The organism is Monashia sp. HAY1-2A (assembly GCF_056755315.1).
Genome location: NZ_JBNDHY010000266.1, coordinates 1 through 2,610, shown reverse-complemented (window position 1 = coordinate 2,610; position 2,610 = coordinate 1). Strand labels below are relative to the sequence as shown.

Annotated in this window: 3 protein-coding genes; 2 read left to right on the top strand and 1 reads right to left on the bottom strand. The window is 68.4% G+C overall.

The features are described from left to right. On the top strand, positions 1–856 hold an 856-nt coding region (locus ACPYOM_RS21590), incomplete at its 5' end, for an aldehyde dehydrogenase family protein (protein ID WP_481347528.1). Beyond that, positions 853–1,581: a gamma-glutamyl-gamma-aminobutyrate hydrolase family protein gene (locus ACPYOM_RS21585; RefSeq protein WP_481347527.1), complete on the top strand. Its 729-nt coding sequence runs from the start codon at positions 853–855 to the stop codon at positions 1,579–1,581. The genes ACPYOM_RS21590 and ACPYOM_RS21585, both read left to right, overlap by 4 nt. 27 nt (positions 1,582–1,608) lie before the next feature. On the opposite strand, the gene ACPYOM_RS21580 is transcribed toward ACPYOM_RS21585, so the two are convergent. Then, positions 1,609–2,292, bottom strand: coding sequence for a TetR/AcrR family transcriptional regulator (locus tag ACPYOM_RS21580; protein WP_481347526.1), 684 nt, complete (start codon positions 2,290–2,292; stop codon positions 1,609–1,611). Between the last annotated feature and the right edge of the window lie 318 nt (positions 2,293–2,610).

Here is a 2,610-nt window from a genome sequence, read left to right as displayed (position 1 = left end):
GCCCGATGGCGTGCTCAATGTCGTTACGGGCCAGGGTTCTACGACGCCGCGAGCCCTGGCACTGCACCCCGACGTCGACACGGTCGCCTTCACCGGGTCGACGGAGGTTGGCAGGGAGTTCCTGCGCTACGCCGCGGACTCCAACTTGAAACGGGTCTGGCTGGAGCTCGGCGGGAAGTCACCGAGCATCGTGCTGCCGGACGCCGACCTTCCTGCAGCTGTGGCGGGCACCGCCGGAAACATCTTCTTCAACCAGGGCGAGATGTGCACGGCACCCTCGCGTCTCCTTGTGCACCGTTCGGTGCGAGACGAGGTGGTCGATGGGGTCGTCCGGGCTGCGGAAGCGCTGCACATCGGTGACCCGCTGGACCCTGGGACCCAGGTCGGTCCGCTGGTCAGCGCAGCTCATCGGGAGCGAGTCGAGGCGCACACCGCCCGGGCCCTCGATGAGGGCGCGCGGTTACGTACCGGCGGGGGTAGGCCACCCGTTCCGCAGGACGGCTTCTACTCCCGGCCCACCGTGCTGGACAACGTCGAGCCGCACATGGCCATCGCCCGGGATGAGGTGTTCGGGCCGGTCCTGTCGGTTCTCACGTTCGAGGACGAGGCCGAGGCCGTGCGTATGGCAAACGACTCGGTCTACGGCCTCGCCGCCGCCGTGTGGACCCGCGACGTCGGAACCGCCCACCGGGTCTCCCGCCGGCTCCAAGCCGGGACGGTGTGGGTGAACTGTTACGAGGAGGGCGACATGACCGTTCCCTTCGGCGGTTACAAGCAGAGCGGCAACGCTCGTGACAAGTCCGTCCACGCGCTGGAGAAGTACACGGAGCTCAAGACCACCTGGCTGGCCCTGTGAGCCGTCGACCGCTGATCATTGTTCCGGCTCGGTTCTCCGAGTCCGCGTCAGCCCTGAGGTTTCGCGCTGAGGTCACTGCGCGCGCCTTGGCTACTGCAGTGTTCGAGGCCGGGGGTGAGCCGGTCGCCGTGCATCCTCACGCGCCGGACGGGCTGGTGGATGAGGTGCAGGTCGCCGATCGCTTCGACTTCGCTGACGGAGTGCTACTGCCCGGAGGCGGAGACATCACGCCGGCCCTGTATGGCGGCGTCGAGCATGCGGAGCACTACGACATGGATCCTGAGCAGGACGCCTTCGACCTCGCTGTGGCGCGATGGGCGTTTCGCACCGGGCGGCCGCTGCTTGCCGTCTGCCGGGGGCTGCAGGTGGCGAACGTCGCGATGGGCGGAACCCTGGTTGCTCACATGGATCGTCCGCACCGCCATGTCGTCTCCGAGCTCGCACTCGAGCCGGGGTGCGCCCTGACCCAGGCTCTCGGCACCCGCATGCTGTCGGTCAGCTGCTACCACCATCAGGCGCTGGACCGGCTGGGTGATGGGTTGGTGGCGGTCGCCCGGTCGGTAGACGGCACCGTGGAGGCCGTCGAGATGGTTGCACCCGACACGCCATGGTTCCTGGGCGTGCAGTGGCACCCGGAAGACACCGCGGCGATCGACCCCCTGCAGAAGGGCATCTTCACCCAGTTCGTGGCAGCCAGCCGTCGGACGCTGCAGCCGTCGAGCTGAAAGCCATCGGCACCGGCCGGGCGTGGCTCAAGAGTGAAGCAGTGATCGATCCAGTAGGACGTCCGGCGGGTCGACAAGGCCGGCCACGTCGGCGGGCCACCTGCCACGGAGCGACGTTCCGGGCTCGGTCCACGGCGCCAGGATCTGCTCGACCAGGAGCCGCTGCATCGCCGGTGGCGTGCGCTGGGGCAGTGTCACCACTCGGACCTGCATGGCATGCACGGTGGTAACGAGCAGCTCTGCCAGCGGCGCCGGCTCCGCCTCGGCTCTCAGGTCATGGGCCTCGATCGCCTGCTCGAGCATCTCCTGGGTGCTCCGGGTCCAGGCTTGGTGTTCCTTGGGCAGCAAGGTGCGGAGGCCCTCGTCGGTGGTGATCCGGCCCCAGAAGCAGACGACGATGCGGGCCTCGTCGACGGTCGCGGCCTCCATGGGAAGCAGCTCGCGCAACGTCGCCAGGAGCGCGTCGAGACCCTTCAGACCGGCAGCGCGTTCGGCGGCGCGCGCATTGGTCCGGGCGAAGACCTCTTCGTAGGTGGCGGCCAGCAAGGCGTCCTGATTCGTGAAGTAGTGGCCCACCGCCCCGTTGGCGACGCCGAGCTCCTTGGCGATGGCCCGCATGGTGGCGCCCCCGAGCCCATCCCGGGCCACGAGACGCAGGGTGGCATCGATGATCTCGGCCCGGCGCTGTTGGTGGTCGACAAGTTTCGGCACGGTGCCGCCCTCTCCTCGGTGCTGGCTGTTCAGCCACGACTGTCGCCGCGGACCGGCAGGGCCGACCCGAGCCGGGCCCATCGGGGGCGGCGATCGCTCGCCGCTGAGCCTACCGCGAGTTTTTGGTCATGCGTCCAAGAAAACTCTGGACACGGATGGGGGGCTGTCGCTACGGTGGCAGAAGTTGACTCTACAAGTGTAGAAGAAAACAAGGCAACGAACCGCCCACGGGCCACGAGAGGCAGGGACACGATGACGATCCCCGGAGCGCCAACTCCCTTCGAGGCGGCACCGACGGCCCCGGCACAGCTGCAGGAC